The sequence below is a fragment of the Nitrosomonas sp. Nm33 genome (assembly GCF_900107265.1).
Lineage (GTDB): Bacteria > Pseudomonadota > Gammaproteobacteria > Burkholderiales > Nitrosomonadaceae > Nitrosomonas.
The window spans coordinates 30,281-53,842 of record NZ_FNPJ01000010.1 but is presented as its reverse complement, the minus strand read 5'-3'; the positions used below and the strand labels follow the sequence as shown (position 1 = coordinate 53,842).

Genomic DNA, 23,562 nt, shown 5'->3' with positions numbered 1-23,562 from the left:
TAGCTCGGGATAGAATCATAACCGTTAAAGCTGGCAATTCAGTGATTTTTGTGCCACGACTTATTGGTTTTTCTTATTTTTATCTTTTTTAGAACTAAATCTGATCTTGTATGCGTATCGTTGTGACAGGAATGGGAGTTGTTTCGCCGATCGGAATTGGCGTTGATCAGTTCTGGGATGCGGCCGTTAAGGGTGTGAGTGGAATTCGCCGCATTCAAAGCTTTGATGCATCCAGACAACGTTCCCAGATTGCCGGCGAGGTAATCGGATTTGATCCAACCTCTTTTTTGTCCGCCAAGCAGGTGGAACAGACTGACAGATTTACCCAGCTCGCATTACTTGCTGCTAGTCTGGCGCTGGAAGATGCCGGTAGCCTTGAAAGTTATGCGCCGCAACGCATGGCTGTGAGCCTGGGGTCAGGAATGGGTGGCTTTGCCACATTTGAGTCCTCTGCTGCACGCAAGCTGCAGAATAAATCCATGCCCCCTTTTACTGTGCCCCGTATCATGGCAAATTCTGCAGCTGCCTGGATAGCAACCAAATACGGACTGAAAGGCGTTAATCTGACCTCTAGTACGGCCTGCTCTTCGGGAGGAAATGCAATCGGCATGGGGCTTGATCTTTTGCGCACAGGAAAGGCAGATGCTGTCATTGCAGGGGGGGCAGAGGCCTGTGTCTTGCCGCTGACCATGTCGGGTTTTGAAGCCTTGTTTGCTTTATCTACTCACTTTAATAATGATCCAGAACATGCCTCCAGACCTTTCGCCAAAGACCGCGATGGATTTGTTATTGGAGAAGGGGCAGGGATACTCATTTTGGAGAAAGAAGAAGAAGCCATGAGGCGTGGAGCTAAAATATATGCTTACCTGGCAGGTTATGGTTGCGCCTGCGACGCAACGCATATCGTCGCACCAGAAGTGGAAGGACAGGTATCAGCCATGAAAGCTGCCATTCAAGATGCCGGCATGCAACCAGAAAAGGTAGACTACATTAACGCCCATGCGACTTCTACTCCACTGGGTGACATTGTTGAAACTAAAGCCATCAAAGAACTTTTTGGAGAACATGCGCAAGAGATTGCAATTAGTGCTACCAAATCACTGATTGGTCATACTATCGGTGCATCGGCCGCGATTGGCAGCATTGCCACCGTTATGACACTGCATAGTGGTACGATTCATCCAACGATTAATTTTGCTGAGGCTGATCCCGAGTGTGATCTCAGTTATACGCCTAATCAGGCAATCCAGAAGAAAGTCCAAACCGCTATGTGTAACGCATTCGGGTTTGGCGGTAACAATGTAAGTATTGTTTTTACAACTCTTTAAAACACAGGTGTAATTTCAGATATGGATAAAACAGATATTGAAGCGAAAGTAATACAGTTTATCGCCTCAAAGGTTGAAAATGTGGATGTTTCCAAAATAACGACTGCTTCACAATTTGGGGAGTTAGGGCTCGATTCCATGGATACTGTCCAATTGCTGTTTGATGCAGAAGAAGAATTTGGCGTTTCTTTTGATGGTGACGAAGTCAAAAATCTTCGCAGTGTTGGAGATATCATCAATTATATCAATAATCACCCTCCTTCTATGCCTGCATAAGAACTCAAATGTTATTCAGCATAACCCGGCCCATGGTCACGTGAGCCGCGCGCAAAAAAACTGATCTTGCCCATTGGCACCACCACGATTCCGCTGGGTGTGACAACGTACTTCTCGCCATCTGCTTGCCGATCGAAGCCAAGTTGGGTGTTGGCTTCGATGATGTTATGTCGGTCGACGATTGTGCGCCGTAGCCGGGCATTACGTCCTATCCGGACATAATCCATGATGATACAATCTTCCAGTTCGGCGCCTTCTTCCACCACAGTTTCGCGGCGCACGATACAATTGTGAATACGCGTGTTTTTATGGATAACGCAGGCTGCTCCAAACAAGCTATTTTCAATTTGACCGCCCAGGATCCTTGCCACCGGACCTTGATAGTTACTGGAAAAGATAGGCCATTGTGGATTAAACGCGTCGAAACGGGGATTGTCTCCCAATACGTCCTTATGCACGTCAAAATAGGCGTCGATAGTGCCGACATCGCGCCAATAGCCCACTTCCTCATAGGGCTTGATGCCGGGTATTTCATTGTTGGAAAAGTCATAGGCATATAAGCGCCTGCTGGTCATTAAACGCGGTAATACATGGCGTCCGAAATCGGTCTCGCCAAATCGGTGGGCTTCGCGTAATGCTTCTACTAATACCTCGGTATTGAATAGATAGTTTCCCATGGAAGCATAGGCTCGGCTGGGATTAGATGGCATAGATTTAGGTACCGCGGGTTTTTCTTGAAACTCGCAAATTCTTCCATCCGCTTCAGTGGCAATAATGCCGAAGCTCGATGCTCGTTCTAACGGTACCGGCAAGGCTGCGATAGTGATATCAGCCTGATGCTCTCGATGAAACCATACCATCTGGTTGATATCCATCCGGTAGATGTGATCAGCACCAAACACGGCAACAATATCGGGTTGATGTAATTCGATGAGTCTGAGGCTCTGATAAACAGCGTCTGCAGTACCTTTAAATTGCAGGGTTTCCTTGTGCATCTCTGGAGGCACTACTGTGACAAATTGGCTAGGCAGTAAGGGAGATATTACCCAAGCTTTTCGAATGTGTTCAATGAGTTCTTGTGATTTATACTGCACTAACAGGTATACAGAATTTATTCCGGAATTGATCAGGTTGCTTAAAACAAAATCGACAATTCGATATCGTGCACCAAAGGGAACAGCAGGTTTACAACGCTCCGCGGAGAGTGGATTTAAACGCTTACCCTCTCCTCCCGCCAGCACAAACGCGATGATTCTGTCCGGATGTCTTCTGTCTTTCATTTTCTGCTCTCTGTGATGATGTTTCTTTGGGCTTATTGCCATATCAAAATATTAGCCTATATGAGCACTAGAGCGCACTTTAATTTGCTAAGGATCAAGAGGGTCATGCTGGTAGATCGTTCCAGTAAAAGCTTTATCGCTCGCAGTGAGCCGCTAATACCGGACTTCGACGAGCGCATGCTGAACGGTATTTTTGAAAATATTATGTGAAAACGTTCTACTAGATGGGTTCCGCGAAGACGCTGGGATAAAGGAGCTATCTTCTAAGCAACTTATCATCTGGTTTGTGTTCAAATCGATCGTATTGAGGAGCGTTCGGTTGGTTCCGTTGAATAATCACTTGCCGATGACTGTTTCTCCCACCATCATAGGAGAAGCACGAAGTTTGACCAAAAGAAAAGAGGAGGATGTAATGAAAACAATTCATGTCATCTCTCATACCCACTGGGACCGCGAATGGTATCGTACCTTTCAGCAGTTTCGCCTGCAACTTGTTCATCTTGTGGACGGTTTGCTCGATATGCTTGCGAAGGATCCCAATTACAAATACTTCATGCTCGATGGGCAGACGATCGTGCTGGATGATTACCTGCTGATGCGATCCGAAGCAGAAGATACTCTGAAGGAGCATGTCCGCAATAGGCGCATCTTGATCGGTCCCTGTCATATCTTGCCTGATATGTTTCTTGCTAGTCCCGAAGCGCATATTCACAACCTGCTGGTAGGCGAACGAGAAGCGCGCAAGTTTGGTCAGAAAATGATGATCGGTTATATGCCTGATTCTTTCGGGCACATCGGACAGATGCCGCAGATCTTGCGCGGATTTGGAATGGAAAACGCTTGTCTCTGGCGTGGATTGGATGATCAGCCCGCCGGGTTTTGGTGGCAATTCCCGGATGGTTCGCGTGTGTTGACGATGTATCTACACGACCACCCTTTGTGGACAGCACCCGGGATCTACCGGTCTTGCGTGATGTGCGTATTGTGCGCGGTTCTGTCCGGCAAGCAATGATTGTTTCTCTCGTGTTGACTGTTCCCTCCGGTTTAAGCGCGGGTAGAAGATCGCACTCAAGCGAGATGGTGGAACTTCCCATCACGACTATCCTCATGCCATGGCGAAAATTCAAAAAAGCTGAACGAATAAATATGGCGGAGCAAACAATCAGTTCACTCAAAACTGGACGAAACGGAGAGGTAATGATCACCGTGCGGGGGCACGAAGTGGCTTCGGTTATGTTTGGGGAATTGTGGGCTTTCCTGATCATGCAACAGCATGTTTGACGACACATCTGCCTTTGCGTATATTTTTCTTATACCGAGTCGGGCGTGTTGGTTAAGGTGGCACTCATACCGATCTGCTGGCAACGTAGGGGCGCATGCTCATGTACACTCAATCCAGATTGCGCAGGAATTGAACCTTTAAAAAGGAAAACTCATGAGAGTTACTGTCGTAGGTGCGGGTTATGTTGGACTGGTCACGAGCGCTTGTTTCGCTGATGTGGGAAACGATGTATTGTGCATCGATACCGATTCCCAAAAAATCGAGCGCCTCAACCGCAGTCAAATTCCCATACGTGAACCAGGACTAGAGACCATGGTCACTCGCAATTGCGCGGCGGGGCGCTTGCGATTCTCCATGAGCTATGACGAGGCGGTGACCCATGCGTCACTCATCTTTATTGTCGTGAGCACACCCTCCAGTGAAGACGGTTCGGCCGATTTGTCGGGCGTATTATCCTGTGCTCGCGCCCTGGGCCAAAAAATTGCACGCGACACCTTGGTGGTAGTCAAATCCACCGTTCCTGTAGGCACTAATGACCGGGTGCTGGCCGCCTTGCAAAAGGAACTTCAGCAACGCAGTGCAAACATCAAGGTGAGCACTGCTTCAAACCCTGAATTTCTTAAAGAGGGTGCCGCTGTTGACGATTTCATGCGGCCAGACCGGATCATAGTGGGTGTAAACGATGCAGCTTCCGCAGAAACGCTACGTGCGCTCTATGTTCCTTTCAACCGCAACCGTGAGCGGTTGTTGGTGATGGATGTGCGCTCGGCCGAATTTACCAAATACGTCGCTAACGCCATGCTGGCTCTGCGCATCTCATTTATGAATGAGATGGCCAACATGGCCGACCGACTGGGCGTGGATATCGAAGAGGTCCGCTACGGCATAGGCGCGGACCCACGCATTGGTCCTCACTTTTTGTATGCCGGCATAGGCTTTGGTGGTTCGTGTTTCCCCAAAGATCTGCGCGCGCTGGTGCGCCTCGCTGATGATATTGCAGAACCTGCTCTTTTGCTGCGTTCCTCCCTTAAAGTCAACGAACGGCAGCGCGGTATTCTGTTTGAAAAGATCAAAACATTTTTTGGCGGCAGCATGCAAGACAAAACCATTGCGCTGTGGGGTTTGGCTTTCAAAGCCAATACCGACGACATGCGCGAGGCTCCCAGTCTTACGCTGATCCATTTGCTCACTCAATCAGGTGCGCGTGTGCGCGCCTACGATCCGGCCGCTATCGACAATGCCCGCCAGATATTCAAGACCACTCATGGCATCGAGTTCGCCGCTTCGGCGCGTGAAGCTTGCCATGGTGCTGACGTGCTTGCTGTCATCACCGAATGGCTGGAATTTCGCAGCCCCGACTTTGAATGGCTCGCCGCCACACTGAAAAACAAAGCCCTGTTCGACGGCCGCAACCTCTACGATCCCGCTTTCGTGCGCACATGCGGATTGCGGTATTTCGGTGTGGGGCGGGGGCGCAGCAGCTAGCCGCACCATTATGCACGCCCCCATCATCATCACAGGTGCAGCTGGTTTTATTGGCATGCACCTGGCTCAGGCGCTGCTAGCACGCGGTGAGCAGGTAGTGGGCTTGGATAACCTCAACGACTACTACGATCCTGCGCTTAAAGAAGCACGGCTGGCGCAGTTGCAAGCCCATCCAGCTTTTGCCTTTGAGCATGTAGACGTTACCAACCAGCAAGCGCTTACTGCGCTACTCGTACAGTTGCGCCCCAGACGCATCGTGCATCTGGCCGCGCAAGTGGGGGTACGCCATTCAATCACGCACCCGCATGCTTTCATCGATGCCAACTTGATGGGCTTTCTCAACGTGTTGGAAGTAGCACGCCATTTGCAGGGCGAAGGGGCGTTCGAACATTTGGTGTATGCGTCCAGCTCGAGCGTTTATGGTGCCAACAGTAAGATACCGTTTGCGGTTGAAGATCGAGTGGATGCACCTGTGAGTCTGTATGGGGCCTCCAAGCGCGCCAATGAATTGATGGCGCTGGTTTACGCGCGCCAATTTAGGATAGCCGCGACGGGTTTGCGTTTTTTCACGGTGTATGGCCCCTGGGGGCGACCTGACATGGCAGCCTTCAAATTCACGCGCGCGATTCTGGTGGGCGAGTCGATAGACGTATATAACCACGGCCAGTTACAGCGCGATTTCACTTATATCGATGACGTCGTAGCTGCTGTGTTAGTCGTGCTGGATCGCCCCGCACCAGCTGTGGAAGGTGTGCCCCATGCGCTCTACAACATCGGCAACCAGCAGCCTGAGCCATTGTTGCGCTTTATTGAGGTGCTGGCTCAGGGACTGGGGTGCACCCCCATGATGAACCTGCTGCCGATGCAAGCGGGTGACATGCCGACTACTTATGCCGACACCACGCCGCTACAACGCGATTTCGGCTGGCGTTCTACCACAACGATCGACCAGGGTTTACCACGATTTGTGGCCTGGTACCGTGGATACTATGCGGTTTGATTGCCAGGCATCGGCTGACTGCCACTTCTTCACCATGCACACTTGGTGTGCAAATACTGAGCGGAGGGTAAACGTACGACCATGGACAGAGGAGAACCACTGCACGTTGGGGTGTTTTTGTCCGGTCTGAGCGGCGGCGGTGCTCAACGGCGCAGTTTGCTGCTCGCACGGGGCTTCTTGGAACGCGGCTGCGCGGTCGATGTCATTGTCGTACATGGCGAAGGCCCGTTCCGCACTGCGCTCCCGTCCGGTGCGCGATTGTTCACGCTCGAGCCGCACGCGGCCCACTTGCCGCTAATCCGACGCATCAAGGGGCTGTGGGTGTTGAGTAGTCTATTTGCCTTGGCCCGCTATCTTGCAGCAGTACGTCCTGACATCCTGCTTTCCACCTCGATCCCCGCCAACCTGGCGGCAGTATGGGGACGGGCGCTATCGCGCACCCGCACGCCTATCGTGATCACCGCCAATCTCAATCTCACACAAGCGACGGCGAAGTGGGGCGCACTCGTTGCGAAGTCGCTGCGCTGGCTGATTGCGCATGCTTATAGCAGCGCACAAGCAGTCATCGCCATTTCCCGCGGAGTGGCCGAAGATCTCCTCGCGGTGACCGGCATTCCCGAGGAGCGCATATTCCAGATCTACAATCCACTTGATCTTGAGCTTGTCGCTCGCCAGTCACGTGAGACTGTCGACCATCCATGGTTGGTCGCCGGCGCGCCTCCTGTCATACTCGCAGTCGGCAAGCTCAAGCTGCAGAAGGATTACACGACGCTCGTTCGAGCCTTTGCAAGCGTACGTGCGAAGCGCGAAGCGCACCTGGTGATCTTGGGCGAAGGCGAAGAGCGCGCGCGTATCGAACGTCTCATCAGAGATCTTGGCGTCGAAGCCGATGTCTACCTGCCTGGCTTCGTCGAGAACCCCTTTGCCTGGATGGCGCATGCGCCGGTCTTCGTACTCGCATCGGCCTGGGAGGGCTTCAGCAACGTGTTGCTCGAGGCACTCGCCTGCGGTTGCACGATCGTAAGCACGGACTGCCCAAGCGGTCCACGCGAGATTCTCGCTGACGGTAAATTCGGCTATCTGGTCCCGGTTGGAAACGATGCAGCGCTAGCCGATGCAATCTTAGCGGCATTATCGACGTCCTCACAACGCGAGTATTCGGTCGCACGAGCAGCGGAATTTAGCTTTGGCGTCGCTGTAGAACGTTATCTCGCAGTTCTCCGCCGCGTCTGTGCGCTTAGAGAGGAGAACTGACATGCGGATCGCCCTATTCATCTACTCCCTGCGCGGCGGCGGTGCTACGCAGCGTACTCTCACGCTCGCCAACGGATTCGCCGAAAGAGGGTATGCTGTCGATCTCGTGGTTATCGCCGACGAGAGCGCTGGCATCGCGCTACACTCCGGTGTGAGGGTGGTTGTGCTTAAGCAAGGTTGGCACCATCTGTTCGAGAAGCTCAATCGCCGCATCAACCTACGCGGGCTGTTCACCGCCAGTGCCATACCGGCACTGATGTGCTACCTTCGAGACGAGTGCCCCGATGTGCTGCTTTCGTGTGCGAGTCACATCAATCTGGTTGCCACACTTGCGCGCCGTTTCTCCAAGACGAACATGCCCCTCGTTCTGCGTGCGAGCAATTACCCGTCGGGTAATATCCGTTGGTGGCCTCCGTTTGAGCAAGCAATCCGCAGGCTACTACGATGGACGCTGGGCGTTGTTTACCCGTGGGCTGACCATATTATCGCGGTATCCCAGGGTGTCGCGCGCGAGGTGCAGCGCCTTACCGGTCTGCCTGACGATCGCGTCACAACCATCTACAACCCCGTGGTCGGCCCCTATATTGCACGTCTTGCCGCAGAACCCGTCAATCACGCTTGGCTCGCCGATGCCCATGTGCCGCTCATCCTTGCTGTCGGGCGCTTGACCATACAGAAAGACTATCCAACGTTAATCCGGGCTTTTGCACGGGTGCGCGCAGTACGCACGGCACATCTGGTGATCCTCGGAGAAGGGCGTCAACGTCACAAGCTCGAGAAGCTCGTGCATGAGCTCCGACTCGATGACGATGTCGCGCTTCTGGGTCATATCGACAATCCGTTTGCGTGGATGTCGAAGGCAGCAGTGCTCGTTCTGTCTTCGACATGGGAGGGATTACCTGGTGTGCTGATCGAGGCACTTGCCTGTGGCTGTCCGGTGGTGTCGACCGATTGTCCGAGTGGTCCGCGTGAGATACTTGAAGAAGGAGCAATCGGTCCCTTAGTGCCGGTTCATGACGACAAGGCGCTCGCAGCAGCCATTCTCACGCTTCTCGCGGCACCCCGGGACCGTGCAAAGCTCCTTCGTCGGGCTGAAGATTTTCGTATTGATGCCGGGGTTGATGCTTACCTGCGTGTGCTCACGGCTCAGGTCGCGGCACGTGGCGCTTCACCTGGGTAAAGCAGCACAACATGACCGTACTCGAGCCGGTAGGCTTGGTCCGCCAGAGAAAGCGGAGTTTGCTGGTGTGAGACTGCGAGAATTGTCACCTGGCCGCAGAGCCCTGCTACCATCTGCCATATCGCTTCCTCGCTAGCGGTATCCAGCATCGAAGTGGGTTCGTCCAGGATGAGGAGCTGCGGACGACGCACAAGGGCGCGTGCGATCGCGATGCGCTGGCGCTCGCCTCCAGAGAGTTTGGCACCAAGCTCGCCGACACTGCTGTCAATGCCTTGTGGCAGGTGCTCGATGAATTGCCACGCACCACAGCGTCGCAGCGCATCCTCGATGTCTGCCCGACGGATTTCTGGATCACCGAGCGATACATTTAGCGCGATACTCTCATTAAACAGCACAGTCTCCTGCGGAACATAACCGATCATGCGTCGCCATGTGGTCGCATCTAGCTCGCTAAGTGGCATGTCGTCCACATAGATGTCGCCCGACTGAGGGCTCACCAGGCGGGCAAGCAAATCGATAATCGTGGTCTTGCCGGCGCCAGATGGCCCAACGAGTACAGTGAACTTGCCGGCCGGAATGTCGAAAGATACACCATCGAGGACCCTGTACGTGTCGTGAGCGAAGACCACGTCGCGTAGCACAATGTCGCGTGATAGGTGCGGTATCTTGTTGCCAGTGATCGTTTCACGCTCGGCCTCAGCTGCCTCGACGGTCGAGAGCAGTGACCAGTATGCGCTCTCTTTCTCGGCCATATCCTGGTATTGTCGCTGTGCTTTGTTGAGGCTCGTCAGCATGCGAATGAAGACAAGCGCGAGCATGAATACTAATGAAAGATCAAGGTCGAGCACTACGACGCACACATACACACTAACAGCGACGTAGGACATGAGCGCCATGTCCTGGAGCGCTGCGACAGCTTCTTTGGTGATTACCTGACGGCGTAGGGCAGTGTTAAGCTGCTTGGTCTCATTTACGAGTATCGGCGCGACAATCGGCTCACGTCCCATGACCTTGACGAGCTTGACGCCGCGAAAGACGTCGATAAGACGGGTGATGGCATCTTTTTGCAGCACCGTTTGCTGTGCACCCGCAGTCCGTGTAATACGGACGAGGCGACTGAGGATCAAGACGGTGATGATGCCGAGTGAAATCGCTACAACGGACGCAGGTAAGGAGGTCATTGCGGCAATGACTGCGTAGGCGGTTACGATAATTAGCTGCGATATTACCGTGACGCTTGCCAAATAAGCTTGTGATGCGCGCGTGGCCTCCGTTGCGAATGCGTTGGCGAGCGTTCCGACGGGCTGACTCGTGAAGTATGTCCAACGAGTGCAGAGTAAGGCGCGCAGCAAACGCAGGCGCAAATCGGTAGCGACCTGCGCTACAGTGTAGCCGACCTGGCGGTTGGCAACGAGCAGCAGCACGGATTTGATCAGCAACGCTATGAGAATCACCAATAACAGAACAGGTGTGGACGGATGGAGCCCCACGAACGACAACAAGGATTCCATTATCTGGCCGAGTGCTGAATGTTCGCTGACCGGTCGGTTGCTCGCGAGACTCAGCAACGGAAGCAGTGTGGAAAACCCGAAACCCTCCACTGCCGCAGCCAGTACCAGCGACGCGATCACCAGCGCGCTGCGCCATGGATCGCTACGGGAAAAGATGAGCAGTAGTTTCATGCTCGTAGTCTGTTATGCAGCTCTCATTAAATTTTATGGCAATCTGAGTTTCTGCACGCCGTGCCGAGGGTGTGTGCTTCAAGGTGTCGTTTCATGTATGCTCCGCTTTGTAATTGTTGATAACATTGTTTCAAGCATATACCGTAGTAGCGGGTAGCTCCTAATGGAAAAATATTCTCATGGAACAATAAAATACGTAATGAATTTAAGTGTAATTCCATTTCTGAATCGGACCTGACTTTGTCGGTTTCTCCGCCGTATTATTTATACTGTCTGCGGCTCGCCTTCTCATCATGTTTGATTTGGAAATGGAATAAGTGGCAGCAAGCAATATAAGTAATATTGGTTTTATGAAAAAACATTTTATTACAAGGGATAGAACGTGACTCAAGACACATCATATGCTGCTTTGGTGCTTGCAGCAGATCGCACCGCAAACGATGCGGTTGCCAGCAAAGCAGGCGTTGCCTGTAAAGCGTTTGCTCCTGTTGGCGGTACGCCCATGATTATCCGTGTGCTGGATGCATTGGCCGCGACTCACATGATTCAATCGACCATATTATGCGGCCCACCCAAAGCGTTATTGCCTCAATGCCCAGAACTGGTTAAGCGTATCGAAAGCGGACAAATTGCCTGGATCGCCAATGAGAATTCTCCTAGTCGCAGCGCTGAAAAAGGGCTGGCAGCAGTGAAGGGGCAAACACGTGTTTTGCTTACCACAGCCGATCATGCGCTACTTACACCAGAAATTGTGCAATATTTTTTAAATGCATCGAGCGCGACTGATTGTGATGTGACGGTGGGCATGATCGATCATGAGCTAGTTAAAGCCGCTTTCCCAGGTCGCAAGAAAACAGTCATACGTTTACGTGATGGGGATTTTTGTGGTTGTAACCTGTATACATTTAATCATCAAGGCCGTGAACTCATTTCATTTTGGCGAAGGGCTGAAGATCAACGCAAGCGACCCTGGCGGCTGATTGGACGGGTCCTTGGTTGGCGAGCCGTATTGAGTTACCTGTTTGGCTATTTAACGCTCACACAAGCGCTGAAAAGTATTTCGGCAAAAACCGGGGTAAGGATACAGGCAATTAAACTGCCATTTGCAGAAGCGGGGATTGATGTCGATAAGGCTGATGATTTGCTGCTGGTAGAGTCCCATTTAAATAAACAATGAAGCATCCTGTTCCTTGGGGATGGGCAAGCCTATATGCCTGAAGGAAATGACATGGCTATCCAATGGAAGAATGTATTGTCAGGCGCTTCTTATATTAAACAGTTTCTTTGAAAATTTTCCTAACGAAAAATCTGGGTTGAAAACTGTCTCATGCGTATTCTGGACTAGCAGAAAGCTAATTATGTTTTGTTTTTTTATTCAGGATTAAGGTAATGGTGAATTCACAAAGTGCTATTTCAGTTAAACCATACGACTCGTCATTTAATTTGGATAACACTTGATAGCATATTGATAGAGCTCAACTGCATTTTTAAGACAGCGCTTCGACATGATATTAGCACGATGTGTTCTCACAGTAGTTGATACGATATTAAGCTCTTGACTGATTTCCTCATCTTTTTTTTCTTCGGCAATGAGCTTTAATACTTCCTCTTCTTTAGAGGTTAGAGGTTCTACATATCGTTGTTGTCTTGGTAAAGAAGGGTCCAGATAAGATCCACCTGTGACGATAATTTCGATCCCTTTTTTTAAATTTTCTATCCCTGCGCCTTTTGGTACGTAGCCGCGTGCGCCAGCATTGATGGCGCGTCTCACGACTTCTTCATTATTTTCTCCGCTGTATATCAGAATAGCTAAATCAGGATATTCTTTAATAAATTCCGAGGTCAGACTGATACCGTTGAGTTTAGAATCCAAACGAATATCCATTATCACAAAATGAATTTTATTATTTTTGATAGAACTCCACGCTTCATCTGCATTCTTGGCCGTAGCCACCACATTAACCATGGGAACAGCTGTTCTTAGGATTTCACGAATGCCCGAAGCTACTATATCGTGATCTTCAACGATCATGGTATTGATGGTAGGTGTCATCATAGTAAATCCAAAGATTAGTGCAGGGGAATTGTGGCAATGACTGAAGTGCCACTTGTGGATGAAGTAAGCTGAAAAACACCATTTTCAGCTTCAATTCGCTCTTTCATGTTGCGCAAACCTAATCCCCTATGTGGATCGTCGTTGATATGGTCTAAATCAAATCCGTGACCATCATCGTGTATTGCTAGCATTACACAACGCGAATTATTCTCCAATCGTATGGACACTCGTTTGGCGGATGAGTATTTCGTGGCGTTGGCGATAGCCTCTTTTGCGACCAAAAACAGCGCTTGTTCAGCAGTTGAGGGCAACTCATTCATCTTACCAAGAGTACTCAACTTAACTTGCATTGCGTCGCTGTCAAAATGATGTACACATAAATGCAAGGCTCCTTCTAAGCCAAGGGATTCTAGATTGAAGGGGCGAAGATCATGTACCACCCGGTTGATATCTGCTAAGGTATCGTCCACTAGTGAGATGGCTTCCTTGAATGTATTCTGTGCGTCGGCTGGTTTTTGCGGATGTTCTGGCGTAAGTCTATATAATCGATAGATACCCAGTTCAATTTTCATTTTGATAGCCACCAGCATGGGCTTGATAGAATCGTGTAATGCATTGGCTATTCTTGTGCGTTCTTCCTCTTGCGTTTTTATGATGCGTTGTGTTAATGCGCTAAGCTGGGCATCCACTATACTACGTCCTCTGATGCTCCACATCAGCCCTGAAACGATTGCTATTACGCTTAGAGATGAAATCAAAGTAATCCAAAGCATTGTGTCAAAGATATTTAGAGAAGCTTGTTTGTCGAGCTTAGCTAACGCTGCATTAATATCATCTAAATAAACGCCAGTACCCAGCACCCAGCCCCAGTTCTCTAGGACAAAGACATAAGCGCGTTTGGGCACAGGAACAGCACTTTGATTGGTTGGCTTTTGCCACATATAATCCAAAAAACCTCCTCCTTCAAGTGCGCGACTGATTAACCTCTGTATCGATGGATTACCATTAATATCTCGTAGATCCCATAAATTTTGGCCTACTAGTTCAGGTTGACGGGGATGCATGAGAAAGGTACCTTGAAGGTCAAACAAGAAGAAATAACCATCCGGACCATAATTTAAGCTTCCCAAAATTGTTTTCGCTTCATCCATGGTAGCTGCGTCTGCCCGGCCTGAGTCATAAAGGTGTGCAATAGACTGTTCGGCTAATGTGCTGTAGTTCTTCAATTCGACATCTTTACTGTCTCTGTAAGCACGTTCAATAGATTGGCGTTGCTGTTGTTCCAATAAAGCAGCCCGGTGATACACAGTAAATGCAATTGAACTAAGCGCCACAATGAGTGGCGTCATAGCAAACCAGATAATTTTATTTCGTAAATTCATCTAGTCAGTCTACATCGCCAAACCGAAGTTGGCATCCACAAAATGTGTAGATGATCTCCATATTTTAGAGGATGTGCGAGATGCTTCTTTGTTCAATACTGAATTCATATCTTGCTTCAACGCGATTTTTATATTGACAGCGAGAATGCCAGGTCAATTTAGGACAAAAAAGATATCCCATCAACTCAGGAGGAAATAATGAAAAATCTAAGCACGAAACTTGGCTGGCTGATGTTTTCTCTCTCTGGCGCTTTTGCTTTTGGTGTTATTGCACTACATCAAGGTGAATCAATTGGCGCTATCTGGATCGTCATTGCAGCTATCTGTGTCTATATTATTGCTTATCGTTTTTACAGTCTGTTTATTGCGAATCGTGTATTGAAATTAGACTCGACCCGTATGACTCCGGCTTATAAGCTCAATGACGGTCTGGATCATGTTCCTACTAATAAATATGTTTTATTTGGACATCATTTCGCTGCAATTGCTGGAGCAGGTCCACTGGTTGGCCCTATCCTGGCTGCACAGATGGGCTACTTGCCTGGCATGTTATGGCTTTTAGCCGGTGTCGTATTTGCTGGCGCAGTTCAGGATTTCATTGTGTTATTTATATCTACTCGACGCGATGGCCGTTCGCTAGGAGATATGATTAAATCCGAATTAGGCCAATTACCTGGCATGATCGCGATGTTTGGTACGTTCTTTATCATGCTGATCTTGCTGGCAGTTCTCGCTTTGATTGTTGTTAAAGCACTGGCCGAATCTCCCTGGGGTACCTTTACAGTTGCCGCGACTATACCAATCGCTTTGTTCATGGGTATTTATACGCGCTATTTCCGCCCAGGATCCATTGGTGAAGTCTCATTCCTCGGCTTTATTCTATTAATGTTGTCGATAGTGAGTGGACAGTACGTCCAAGAAGTGCCTGCCTTAGCCGCTATTTTTACTCTGACGGGTGAACAATTGACCTGGTTATTAATTGCCTATGGTTTTATTGCTTCTGTGCTACCGGTCTGGCTGTTACTGGCGCCACGCGACTATTTGTCTACCTTCTTAAAGATTGGCACCATTGTGGGGCTAGCCATCGGTGTTATCTTTATTTCACCAGAACTTAAGATGCCTGCGCTCACACAGTTTGTGGATGGCTCCGGTCCGGTCTGGTCAGGAAGCCTATTTCCGTTTCTGTTTATTACCATCGCTTGCGGCGCGATCTCCGGATTTCATTCGCTGATCGCATCCGGTACTACACCTAAGATGATTCAGACTGAAACGGATGCCCGTTTCATTGGTTATGGCGCGATGCTCATGGAATCGTTTGTGGCCATGATGGCGCTGCTTGCCGCAGCAACACTTGAACCAGGAATCTATTTTGCCATGAACAGCCCTGCAGCAATCATCGGTACTACGGCAGAATCGGCCGCCCAGACCATCGCTCAATGGGGTTTTTATGTTACTCCTGAAATGATTAATCAAACTGCGCAGAACATAGGAGAACATAGCATCATTTCCAGAACAGGTGGCGCACCCACGCTAGCAGTCGGTATGGCGCAGATCTTGTCGGAACTGATGGGTAGCACTGCAATGATGGCTTTCTGGTATCACTTTGCCATTCTATTTGAAGCACTTTTTATTTTGACGGCAGTTGATGCCGGAACCCGTGCTGGCCGCTTTATGTTACAGGATCTATTGGGTACTTTTGTGCCAGCAATGAAGCGTACGGATTCTCAGCTTGCCAGCCTAACTGCAACTGGACTTTGTGTCGCCGGCTGGGGATATTTTCTCTATCAGGGGGTAGTTGATCCCCTGGGTGGAATCAATACATTGTGGCCATTGTTTGGCATTTCAAACCAGATGCTGGCGGTGATAGCACTGATTCTTTGCACGAGTGTGCTATTTAAGATGAAGCAGGATCGCTTTGCCTGGGTCACTATTGTTCCCGCTATTTGGGTCATGGTCTGCACGCTCACGGCTGCCTGGCAAAAGATTTTTGATGCTAATCCACGTATCGGCTTTCTGGCGCATGCTAATCAATACAGGGAGGCAATCGCGGAAGACATGGTGCTAGCTCCGGCTAAATCAATTGAGCAAATGCAGCAGATCATTTTCAATGATTACGTGAATGCATCGTTGGCAGGCATGTTCATGCTGGTTTTAATCAGCATACTTTTCTTTGGAATTAAAGCAGTATTAAAAGCACGCGTTATTCATCACTCTACTGCCAATGAGGCGCCTTTTGAGTTATTACCCGCTCATGCAATTACTGAGAAATAAACACTGGAGAAACGAGTGATGGATAACAAAATTACCCAAATGATCCACCATTTCTCTCGAAGCATGCGGTTAATGGTCGGCGTGCCTGAATACGACACTTATGTGGCACATATGAAAAATTCGCACCCGGATCAGCCCATCATGTCTTACCCGAAATTTTTCCGTGAACGCCAGGAATCGCGCTACGGTGGTAATGGAAAAATCAGCCGCTGCTGTTAGGAAAGTTGAGGAATTTTTATTAAACGATATTCATTAAAGGTAAAAGCAAGCTATGACTCAAATCAAAACTATTTTCTATATATTTATCTCTGTTGTTTTAACTGCTTGTGCCGGGCCCAAGGTAAAGCTTGATAGCAATTATTGGGGGGCAGGCGCGAAGACGATTGCAGTGATTATCGATCCTGTCCCTGCACAGGCAGCAGCATATAAAGAAGGAATGCAGGGTTTATTGGATATTGCGATTAATAATGCAATGGCATCGGGTTTGGAAGGGCATTTAAAAACGATTAATGTTCAAGAAGCGATTACGATTAAACAAACTCTCGAAGCTAAGCTTACGAAGATGGGGCATAAAACAATTCAAATAGAGCCGTCGCTAACCTATGATAAGCTGCCAGACTTTAAAACGCCCTCTTCTGAAGGGGTTTTTAGTAAGAAAGATGTCAAGTCTTTACTTAAAGATGAAAAAGCGGATGCACTTTTGTTTATTTACACACCCAAAGTGGGCACTGTGCGAAGTTATTATAGTTTTATTCCGCTAGGGGCACCGAAGGCGACTGCAACATTTGCTGCTGAAATGGTGTCTGCCAGCAATAATAGAATACTGGCAAACCTCAGCACCACATTTATCACTCCGATAGAGGGCAGTTGGGACCAATCCCCTGACTACCCGAATGTCAGCGTGGCAATTATAAAGAACCTCCAAGCAGTGCAGACTTTGTTTGCGACTGAGCTGCTTGGAAAATAAAGATTGTTTTGCTTTTGACTTGCGCCTATAAATCTTTCTAAGTCAGTAAATTAGGTAATCCATTGGCTATGCCGAGGCGTTGTTGAATAAATTAAAATTTAGCCAAAGCTTCCCTCTCTCATTTCGTTTGCCTATGATGAGCAGAACATTTACTACCGAAATCCGCTTGTGGGCTCCAGGGTGATTCCTTGGTCCGATATAGAAGAAATGGCTTACTCAAATCTCATGAAAAGTTATTATATAAAGGCGCTGCAGGTAGGCCGAGTTTGGTGTTCTAGCATGCTTGAAGGTTACCAGGAGTTGGGTGAATTTATTAAAAGAAGGTTGATGAGTTGTATAGAGAAGAACGCTAACCATCCCATCTAGCCAACGCTCCTACCCAGCGCGGTTGATGGATAACGCTGAACACCACAATAAACTCAATATTTCGCACTTAAGTAAAAGGAGATAATGATGACACCTCAGATTGCTGCATATGGTTCCTGGAAATCCCCTATTACAGCGGATGATGTTTTTGCCAAGTTTATCGGCCTTAGAGGTATCCAACTTGATGGCAACAACCTGTATTGGTGCGAACTGCGGCCAGATGGGCGCACCGTTATTGTCTGTCGCTCATCTGATCAACAGACAATTGATCTAACGCCTCCAGGCTATAATGTGCGTACTCGCGTACATGAGTACGGGGGTGGCGACTATCTCGCTGCAGGGGGGGTGGTTTATTTTTCTAATTTCACTGATCAGAAACTATATCGACAAGTGCCGGGTGAAGAGCCACAACCGGTTACTCACATAGCAGGCATGCGCTATGCGAATGCCATTCTGGATGCTATCCATGACAGAATCATCGTGGTGCGCGAAGATCATACAACCGATGCTCTCCAGCCGGTTAATACATTGGTAAGTATCGGTACAGCAGGTGACGATGATGGGCAGATTCTGGTTTCTGGCAATAATTTTTATTCCACTCCGTGTCTCAATCCGGAAGGCACCCGGCTAGCCTGGCTGACATGGAACCATCCCAACATGCCATGGGATGGCACTGAGTTGTGGGTGGCGGAATTGCTGGCAGATGGCTCTATCGGTCAGCGCACCTTGGTGGCCGGGGGCAAAGCCGAGTCAATATTCCAGCCGCAATGGTCGCCCGATGGGACGCTGTATTTCATTTCGGATCGAACAGGCTGGTGGAATCTATACCGCTGGCATGAACAGCAAGCAGAGGTAGAAGTACTCTGCCCCATGGAGGCTGAATTTGGTGAGCCGCAATGGAAATTCGGCATGTCCACCTATGGCTTTGCATCAGCCGATAAGTTAATCTGCGCTTATTCCCAGAAGGGCTATTATCACCTTGCTTCCCTCGATACGCGTACTCTGCGCTTGCATCAGTTTACTCTCCCCTACACTGTTCTCAGCAATATACGGGTCGCAGACGGTCAAGTTTTTTTCATTGCCGGTTCTGCCACTGAGCCTGTCGCTTTGGTGCAGTTCGATTTGACCACCAAAATAATCAGAGTATTGCGGCGTTCTCAGGAAATCACGCTTGACTCCACCCATTGCTCGATCGCTCAGCCAATCGAATTTCCGACAGAGCAGGGTTTTACCGCGTATGGTTTCTTCTATCCGCCCAGAAATCGCGACTTTATCGGCAGGCCCGAAGAGCGGCCGCCACTATTGGTCATGAGCCACGGTGGGCCAACGGCTGCCACTCTGCCGCTGTTTCGTTACAGCATCCAGTATTGGACCACACGCGGCTTTGCCGTGCTGGATGTGAATTACACTGGCAGTAGCGGCTATGGCCGCGCTTACCGTGAGCGGCTCAAAGGCCAATGGGGTATCGTGGATGTCGCCGATTGTGTCAATGGCGCACGCTATCTGGTGAGTCAAAGGCTGGTGGATGGTAACCGACTGGCCATTACCGGCGGCAGTGCCGGTGGTTATGCCACATTGTGTGCACTGACGTTCTATCAGCTGTTCAGCGCAGGTGCGAGTTATTATGGCGTCAGCGATCTGGAAGCGCTGGCGCGAGACACGCACAAGTTCGAGTCACGCTACCTGGACGGTCTGGTTGGTCCTTATCCAGAAAGGCGCGACCTTTACCTCGCCCGCTCGCCTATTCAGCACATCGAGCAATTAGCCTGCCCGCTGATCCTTATCCAGGGGCTCGATGATCCCATCGTGCCGCCTAACCAGTCACAGATGATGTTCGACGCCTTGCGTAACCGCGGATTGCCGGTGGCATATGTCACTTTTGCAGGAGAACAGCACGGCTTCGTCAAAGCAGAGAACAACAAGCGGGCGCTGGAGGCAGAGCTCTATTTCTACTCGCGCATCTTTAAGTTTGAACTGGCAGAAGAGATTGAGCCTGTAGAGATTGAAAACCTTTGATGATGGACGGTAGAACAAAGAAGTAGAGATAATGCCGGCGTCTGGGTTGGTTTCGTTCCTCATCCAAAAGACGTAATTTATTCATCATATTTGGGAAACAAACAAGGTTTGTTATGATACAGCTAAGCCAATGTAATTCTATAAAATATAAGGAGATAGGATGCAGTTTGCCGTGTTAGATTTCATTTTTGACGTAATATATTGTGTCATTTCAGACGTCTAATTCTGGTTAGGCGGCTAGGGCAAAGACGATGAAACGAATTGATCCTGAGATCCCGGAGGGACGCGAGTTTTTCCGACGTTTGCAAGTGCAAATCTTTGACCACTGCGTTGCTTCCACCGACCAATTTCTAGAACGCGATTCCCAAGTCGCCCTGCAGGTTGACCATCTGGGGACAGTACTCTCACTTATGGACCGACTCTCGTCTTGTTATTGGGGTTGCCACCAGGGAGACCACCTAAAGGAGTATTTGATTGGTCGTGCATGCACATCCACATCTGCCGGGTGGATCTTGGTGCAGCACGGGCACTACGACGCTTCCCTGGGGATCGCCAGAGATATAGGCGAGATCGCAAATCTACTTATGCTCTTCAGTGCAGATGTTGGAGCATTTGAGCGATGGAGAAGTAGTGATGACCGCGCTCGAATGAGAGATTTCAAGCCTTCGGAAGTCCGGCGTACCTTGGAGCAGTTGAGGGTTCCAACCCTGGTTGGCAGGGATATCTACAAAGTGTTGTCGGAGCGTGCAACTCATGTAACGCCATCAACACGACCAGAACTGCACAGCAATGTCGATCATCCTCTTGCCGGTGGTTCTTTTCAAGAAGACGGCGTGCGCATGTGTATTGCACACATTGGTTTTGCTGTTGGCATGACAGCCCTTTCCGCCACTCGCCTTCTACGACCCGCCGAATTCAGGGCGGCGGCCATAGTTGCAGCTGCGTCCGATCTGATCGATTCGGTCAGATCGGTAGATTCTAGTGGAGCCACCTACCAATGAATTGCATCGTCATAATCACGAAAACCGCCCAACCCACGCCTGCAGCCGACGCCGTGCTCGCGGCGAAGGTTGAACACCCAGGTGATTGACTCGTGGAGTGGTCTATCATCCCTGCGAGTGGTGGCGCGGCTGAGGTGAGTCGTTAGAAGAATAGAAATCGCATGGGGCGAGAACTAGAAAGACTCAAGAACCGCCGGAAGGCTTCTGATCGGCTGTCGTTGCTTCTTAAACAGCGTGAGTATGTGCTTGTAGTTCACTATTCCTGTGAAAGCTTCTATGACCGAGCAGATGGACGAACACCACGGGTAACCTCGATTGCTGTACGCAACCTCGCCTCAGGTCAAACGCAGTCATTTTCTATCCACAAGGTAGCTGAGCAACGGCACATCCTACTTGCGGATATCGCAGGCAAATACGATGACCTAGAAAAAGCGATGCTTGACGAATTCTTCGATTTCGTCAGAATACATCAGAATTTCACTTGGATGCATTGGAACATGCGAGATATCAACTATGGGTTCCAAGCAATCGAGCATAGATACACAGTCTTGGACGGAGTGCCGACAAGAGTCGAAGAAAGCAGAAAGTCTGATCTGGCACGAGAACTCATCGCGATCTACGGGGTTGGGTACATTGGACATCCAAGGCTAGAAAGTCTCGTTGAGAAGAACAAGATCACCAATCGCGACTTTCTAGTGGGCGCGCAGGAGGCTGCCGCGTTCGAGAACAAGGAGTTCGTAAAGCTTCACCAATCTACGCTTCGCAAAGTCGATATCCTCGCAAACATCGCAGAACGGGCAGCAAACGATTCCCTTAGCACCAACGCAACTTGGCGGGAGCGCTATGGCTTCCATCCATCGGTGATTGTGGAGGTGATCAAAGAACACTGGGTTTACAGTCTCCTTGGTTTGTTTGCGTTGATCTTTTCTTTGGCCCGTGGATGGACACTATTCTTCTAATTTTTCGTTCAACACGGACGCGCCGCAAGCGGCGCGCTGGTTAGCTTCACATTAGCACCAATCCTACCATTGCCGGATAAGCACATGAGGATCGAGCTGAGGGGCTTATGCAGCGCTTCGGTTCACGACACTACGTTCGATGCGCCGCTCAAATTTCAGAATAGGGACAGACCACGGTTTCGGTTATATGAGAAACAGATTGCTGGATTCTGGCGTACAATCTTGCGCAGCCGTCCAGACTGACGGGCGTTGCCCGTGTCGTCCCAAGGCCGTCGATACTTGTAGCGTGAAACGTTCATTGTCTGGATTGTGCCATTTATCGCCTGCTGGAGTTCATCCATTAGCGCTGGCTCCAATTCATAGTAGAACCAACTCGTAGCAAATCCTCTACTTACCAATGTAATCGTGGTCTGTCCCTATTATTCTTACTTTTGTACTCTGGTTACTGGGAATAGCTGCACGACAGAACAACCGGCATTTGCACTATCAGGCAAATACTGTTAAAGATCGTCATGTACTCTCGGCTATCTATCTTGATTTGAGGGTAGCCAATGATCAGCGTTTTGAGTTTCAGCTAAAAGACTTGAAAACAGCGCTAATCATCTTAAACCAGATAGTGAGTGTTCATGGCGAAGGCTGGTAATTTCGTCGGGATTCCTCAGGGTCTGTCCCCTGTTACTGTTATGTTAGCGCCATTCTGCATTCCCGCATTCGTAGTTGATTTGCCAGAACCCGTCTTTATCGATAGATGGTATAGCTCGACATTCCACTACGCTATAGGTATCTATTACGGCAGAGTGTATTTCAAACGGCCCCATATTTTCATCATAACCTACCCACGCATATAAGAGAGCAGATTGGTGCTTTAAAAGTCCCTCACGCAATCGATCTTTAGCCCAGTGAAAGGAATCTGGACGCAAGAAACCAAAACTCGCTACTAGTAAAGTAACTTCTCTGCTGTTGGTCGGATTCAGCATTTTTTCAATGGTGTGCTTGCAACGTGAATCCTTATTCTCTCTCTCCATGTATAAGTATGCTTCTTTACTGCCGAATGGCACCCAACAGAGGTCACGCGGATAATGCCAATTCATTTCTCTCCTAACTAAATAACCCAATTTCGTGCCAAGCTCCGAATAGTGCATCAATTCTGCTGCTGTAACATCAGAATAATTTGATGTCGTATGCCAGTCAAACTTCTTGAAGGAAACGACATACCCCTCAAATAGCCTTTGTAGAAATATTCGTGAATCCATCAGAAATCTATCTGTAAAAAGGTGTCAGTCATTGTATGGTGCATGAAGTGTATTTATGATACGTAGCCATAAATGAATGTGGAGAAGAATGGTTTATACCATGTTATGTCAAGGGGGAGCGGTGGAGAAGCTATTTCTGATGAAGATGAGGATAGCTTGCGTAGGGCGCAATAGGGTACTTCCGTATTGCGCCGTATGAAGACCGGTATGCTTCGGGTTTTCATCTGGCCTAACATTACGCTGCACCGGACCCCGCTACGCTCCGCCGGTGAGCCTTATCGTTAAGCATCACAACGCATCAGAAGGAAAGATGATCATGCCCACAAATACCATTCAACTTCATCGCGTACTGTGTGCGACACCTAAAAGAATCTATCGGGCGCTCCTTGATGCCGACGCAATGGCTAAATGGCTTCCGCCGAACGGCTTTACCGGCAAGGTTCACCACATAGATGTCAAAGTTGGCGGAACCTATAAGATATCGTTCACGAACTTCACTACAGGTCACAGCCACTCTATGTAAA

22 protein-coding genes are annotated in these 23,562 nt (G+C 49.4%); 16 read left to right on the top strand and 6 right to left on the bottom strand.

The window, feature by feature from the left end:
* Nucleotides 1–110 precede the first annotated feature (110 nt).
* Together fabF and BLV54_RS03800 are read left to right on the top strand one after the other, a co-directional pair.
* Nucleotides 111–1,328, top strand: a complete 1,218-nt coding sequence (gene fabF / locus BLV54_RS03805; protein WP_090567999.1) for a beta-ketoacyl-ACP synthase II — start codon at nucleotides 111–113, stop codon at nucleotides 1,326–1,328.
* A 21-nt stretch (nucleotides 1,329–1,349) separates the two neighbouring features.
* Nucleotides 1,350–1,604, top strand: coding sequence for an acyl carrier protein (locus BLV54_RS03800; protein WP_090567995.1), 255 nt, complete (start codon nucleotides 1,350–1,352; stop codon nucleotides 1,602–1,604).
* An 11-nt stretch (nucleotides 1,605–1,615) separates the two neighbouring features.
* Here BLV54_RS03800 and BLV54_RS03795 read toward each other — a convergent pair whose 3' ends face one another.
* The gene (locus BLV54_RS03795) at nucleotides 1,616–2,884 is read right to left on the bottom strand and encodes a glucose-1-phosphate adenylyltransferase (protein WP_090567992.1); all 1,269 of its coding nucleotides are present in this window, start codon (nucleotides 2,882–2,884) and stop codon (nucleotides 1,616–1,618) included.
* 328 nt (nucleotides 2,885–3,212) lie between these two features.
* Here BLV54_RS03795 and BLV54_RS03790 point away from each other — a divergent pair, with 328 nt between their 5' ends.
* The 6 genes from BLV54_RS03790 (at nucleotide 3,213) to BLV54_RS17165 (ending at nucleotide 9,085) form a co-directional block, all read left to right on the top strand.
* A complete protein-coding gene (locus tag BLV54_RS03790) occupies nucleotides 3,213–3,896 on the top strand; it encodes a glycoside hydrolase family 38 N-terminal domain-containing protein (RefSeq protein WP_176969664.1) in 684 nt (227 codons plus the stop codon).
* On the top strand, nucleotides 3,869–4,165 hold the full coding sequence (locus tag BLV54_RS03785; protein ID WP_176969663.1) for a hypothetical protein: 297 nt from the start codon (nucleotides 3,869–3,871) through the stop codon (nucleotides 4,163–4,165). Before BLV54_RS03790 ends, BLV54_RS03785 begins: the two co-directional genes overlap by 28 nt.
* A 154-nt stretch (nucleotides 4,166–4,319) precedes the next feature.
* Nucleotides 4,320–5,651, top strand: coding sequence for a UDP-glucose dehydrogenase family protein (locus tag BLV54_RS03780; RefSeq protein ID WP_090567983.1), 1,332 nt, complete (start codon nucleotides 4,320–4,322; stop codon nucleotides 5,649–5,651).
* A 10-nt stretch (nucleotides 5,652–5,661) separates the two neighbouring features.
* Nucleotides 5,662–6,651: an NAD-dependent epimerase/dehydratase family protein gene (locus BLV54_RS03775; protein WP_090567980.1), complete on the top strand. Its 990-nt coding sequence runs from the start codon at nucleotides 5,662–5,664 to the stop codon at nucleotides 6,649–6,651.
* An 81-nt stretch (nucleotides 6,652–6,732) separates the two neighbouring features.
* Complete coding sequence (locus tag BLV54_RS03770; RefSeq protein ID WP_090567978.1) at nucleotides 6,733–7,905, top strand: glycosyltransferase; 1,173 nt, start codon at nucleotides 6,733–6,735, stop codon at nucleotides 7,903–7,905.
* 1 nt (nucleotide 7,906) lies between these two features.
* A complete protein-coding gene (locus BLV54_RS17165) occupies nucleotides 7,907–9,085 on the top strand; it encodes a glycosyltransferase (protein WP_090567975.1) in 1,179 nt (392 codons plus the stop codon).
* Here the strand turns inward: BLV54_RS17165 and BLV54_RS03760 are convergent.
* Nucleotides 9,052–10,767: an ABC transporter ATP-binding protein gene (locus BLV54_RS03760; RefSeq protein WP_090567973.1), complete on the bottom strand. Its 1,716-nt coding sequence runs from the start codon at nucleotides 10,765–10,767 to the stop codon at nucleotides 9,052–9,054. The two genes, BLV54_RS17165 and BLV54_RS03760, sit on opposite strands and share 34 nt — an antisense overlap.
* Before the next feature lie 382 nt (nucleotides 10,768–11,149).
* On the opposite strand from BLV54_RS03760, the gene BLV54_RS03755 reads away from it, so the two are divergent.
* A complete protein-coding gene (locus BLV54_RS03755) occupies nucleotides 11,150–11,944 on the top strand; it encodes a nucleotidyltransferase family protein (RefSeq protein ID WP_090567970.1) in 795 nt (264 codons plus the stop codon).
* A gap of 261 nt (nucleotides 11,945–12,205) precedes the next feature.
* Here the strand turns inward: BLV54_RS03755 and BLV54_RS03750 are convergent, their stop codons facing one another.
* Both BLV54_RS03750 and BLV54_RS03745 read right to left on the bottom strand, forming a co-directional pair.
* Nucleotides 12,206–12,823 (bottom strand): response regulator, encoded by a 618-nt coding sequence (locus tag BLV54_RS03750; protein ID WP_090567967.1) that lies wholly within the window; start codon nucleotides 12,821–12,823, stop codon nucleotides 12,206–12,208.
* A gap of 14 nt (nucleotides 12,824–12,837) precedes the next feature.
* Nucleotides 12,838–14,205, bottom strand: a complete 1,368-nt coding sequence (locus tag BLV54_RS03745; protein WP_090567964.1) for a cache domain-containing protein — start codon at nucleotides 14,203–14,205, stop codon at nucleotides 12,838–12,840.
* Between the two features lie 198 nt (nucleotides 14,206–14,403).
* On the opposite strand from BLV54_RS03745, the gene BLV54_RS03740 reads away from it, so the two are divergent.
* The 6 genes from BLV54_RS03740 to BLV54_RS03710 all read left to right on the top strand — a co-directional run bounded on the left by BLV54_RS03740 (nucleotide 14,404) and on the right by BLV54_RS03710 (nucleotide 21,785).
* The gene (locus tag BLV54_RS03740; protein ID WP_090567961.1) at nucleotides 14,404–16,476 is read left to right on the top strand and encodes a carbon starvation CstA family protein; all 2,073 of its coding nucleotides are present in this window, start codon (nucleotides 14,404–14,406) and stop codon (nucleotides 16,474–16,476) included.
* Nucleotides 16,477–16,515: 39 nt separating this feature from the next.
* Nucleotides 16,516–16,695 carry a YbdD/YjiX family protein gene (locus BLV54_RS03735; protein WP_371113270.1) on the top strand — a complete coding sequence of 60 codons (180 nt, stop codon included), beginning with the start codon at nucleotides 16,516–16,518 and terminating at the stop codon, nucleotides 16,693–16,695.
* Between the two features lie 52 nt (nucleotides 16,696–16,747).
* Nucleotides 16,748–17,443, top strand: coding sequence for a hypothetical protein (locus tag BLV54_RS03730; RefSeq protein ID WP_090567956.1), 696 nt, complete (start codon nucleotides 16,748–16,750; stop codon nucleotides 17,441–17,443).
* Between the two features lie 450 nt (nucleotides 17,444–17,893).
* Nucleotides 17,894–19,825, top strand: a complete 1,932-nt coding sequence (locus BLV54_RS03720; RefSeq protein ID WP_090567950.1) for a S9 family peptidase — start codon at nucleotides 17,894–17,896, stop codon at nucleotides 19,823–19,825.
* A 410-nt stretch (nucleotides 19,826–20,235) separates the two neighbouring features.
* Nucleotides 20,236–20,826: a hypothetical protein gene (locus BLV54_RS03715; RefSeq protein ID WP_143032408.1), complete on the top strand. Its 591-nt coding sequence runs from the start codon at nucleotides 20,236–20,238 to the stop codon at nucleotides 20,824–20,826.
* Between the two features lie 161 nt (nucleotides 20,827–20,987).
* Complete coding sequence (locus BLV54_RS03710) at nucleotides 20,988–21,785, top strand: hypothetical protein (protein ID WP_090567945.1); 798 nt, start codon at nucleotides 20,988–20,990, stop codon at nucleotides 21,783–21,785.
* A 155-nt stretch (nucleotides 21,786–21,940) separates the two neighbouring features.
* Here BLV54_RS03710 and BLV54_RS15420 read toward each other — a convergent pair whose 3' ends face one another.
* Entirely contained in the window at nucleotides 21,941–22,126 is a 186-nt protein-coding gene (locus BLV54_RS15420; RefSeq protein ID WP_143032407.1) for a hypothetical protein, read from the bottom strand.
* Between the two features lie 345 nt (nucleotides 22,127–22,471).
* Nucleotides 22,472–23,038: a hypothetical protein gene (locus BLV54_RS03705; RefSeq protein ID WP_143032406.1), complete on the bottom strand. Its 567-nt coding sequence runs from the start codon at nucleotides 23,036–23,038 to the stop codon at nucleotides 22,472–22,474.
* A 316-nt stretch (nucleotides 23,039–23,354) separates the two neighbouring features.
* Between BLV54_RS03705 and BLV54_RS03700 the strand changes: the two genes are divergently transcribed.
* Nucleotides 23,355–23,561, top strand: coding sequence for an SRPBCC domain-containing protein (locus BLV54_RS03700; RefSeq protein ID WP_090567942.1), 207 nt, complete (start codon nucleotides 23,355–23,357; stop codon nucleotides 23,559–23,561).
* Nucleotide 23,562: the final 1 nt, after the last annotated feature.

Coding starts and splice junctions, on each gene's coding strand:
- BLV54_RS03740 (WP_090567961.1), top strand. CDS start 14,404: ATGAAAAATCTAAGCACGAAACTTGGCTGGCTGATGTTTTCTCTCTCT.
- BLV54_RS03775 (WP_090567980.1), top strand. CDS start 5,662: ATGCACGCCCCCATCATCATCACAGGTGCAGCTGGTTTTATTGGCATG.
- BLV54_RS15420 (WP_143032407.1), bottom strand. CDS start 22,126: ATGGATGAACTCCAGCAGGCGATAAATGGCACAATCCAGACAATGAAC.
- fabF (WP_090567999.1), top strand. CDS start 111: ATGCGTATCGTTGTGACAGGAATGGGAGTTGTTTCGCCGATCGGAATT.
- BLV54_RS03745 (WP_090567964.1), bottom strand. CDS start 14,205: ATGAATTTACGAAATAAAATTATCTGGTTTGCTATGACGCCACTCATT.
- BLV54_RS03720 (WP_090567950.1), top strand. CDS start 17,894: ATGATGACACCTCAGATTGCTGCATATGGTTCCTGGAAATCCCCTATT.
- BLV54_RS03770 (WP_090567978.1), top strand. CDS start 6,733: ATGGACAGAGGAGAACCACTGCACGTTGGGGTGTTTTTGTCCGGTCTG.
- BLV54_RS03730 (WP_090567956.1), top strand. CDS start 16,748: ATGACTCAAATCAAAACTATTTTCTATATATTTATCTCTGTTGTTTTA.
- BLV54_RS17165 (WP_090567975.1), top strand. CDS start 7,907: ATGCGGATCGCCCTATTCATCTACTCCCTGCGCGGCGGCGGTGCTACG.
- BLV54_RS03750 (WP_090567967.1), bottom strand. CDS start 12,823: ATGATGACACCTACCATCAATACCATGATCGTTGAAGATCACGATATA.
- BLV54_RS03760 (WP_090567973.1), bottom strand. CDS start 10,767: ATGAAACTACTGCTCATCTTTTCCCGTAGCGATCCATGGCGCAGCGCG.
- BLV54_RS03780 (WP_090567983.1), top strand. CDS start 4,320: ATGAGAGTTACTGTCGTAGGTGCGGGTTATGTTGGACTGGTCACGAGC.
- BLV54_RS03700 (WP_090567942.1), top strand. CDS start 23,355: ATGCCCACAAATACCATTCAACTTCATCGCGTACTGTGTGCGACACCT.
- BLV54_RS03710 (WP_090567945.1), top strand. CDS start 20,988: ATGGGGCGAGAACTAGAAAGACTCAAGAACCGCCGGAAGGCTTCTGAT.
- BLV54_RS03715 (WP_143032408.1), top strand. CDS start 20,236: ATGGACCGACTCTCGTCTTGTTATTGGGGTTGCCACCAGGGAGACCAC.
- BLV54_RS03795 (WP_090567992.1), bottom strand. CDS start 2,884: ATGAAAGACAGAAGACATCCGGACAGAATCATCGCGTTTGTGCTGGCG.
- BLV54_RS03705 (WP_143032406.1), bottom strand. CDS start 23,038: ATGGATTCACGAATATTTCTACAAAGGCTATTTGAGGGGTATGTCGTT.
- BLV54_RS03800 (WP_090567995.1), top strand. CDS start 1,350: ATGGATAAAACAGATATTGAAGCGAAAGTAATACAGTTTATCGCCTCA.
- BLV54_RS03735 (WP_371113270.1), top strand. CDS start 16,516: ATGATCCACCATTTCTCTCGAAGCATGCGGTTAATGGTCGGCGTGCCT.